This is a genomic window from Salinisphaera sp. Q1T1-3, assembly GCF_003602005.1.
Classification (GTDB): Bacteria; Pseudomonadota; Gammaproteobacteria; order Nevskiales; family Salinisphaeraceae; genus Salinisphaera.
The window spans coordinates 1-379 of the sequence record NZ_QZWD01000054.1 but is presented as its reverse complement, the minus strand read 5'-3'; the positions used below and the strand labels follow the sequence as shown (position 1 = coordinate 379).

Here is a 379-nt window from a genome sequence, read left to right as displayed (position 1 = left end):
CTGCTAATCTTCTCATAAAATATGCAAACCAATCATCGCCATAAGGTACATAAATAGTGAAATTATAGCCTTCATTTGCGATTTCTTCTGCTAACTCTGATCTAAAACCATAGAGCATTTGGAATTCCATACGATCTTTTTCAATGTGATTTTCTTTCATAAATTGTTTTACATGATTAATGATGCGATGGTCATGTGTTGCAATTGAAGTGAAATTGCGTGCGTTTAACAAACGTTGTTCAATTATCTTGATGTAATTTGCATCTACGTCTTCCTTAGATTGAAATGCAATTGATTCGTTTTCTTTATATGCACCTTTAACCAAACGTAATCGTAAATCTTGCTACTTATCAACTAATTCGTGGCTATCGTATAAATA

General features: G+C 32.2%; 1 pseudogene. It reads right to left on the bottom strand.

The annotated features are described in order from the left end of the window. Positions 1-379, bottom strand: a pseudogene (locus D3260_RS17140) (proline dehydrogenase family protein); the annotation flags it as partial.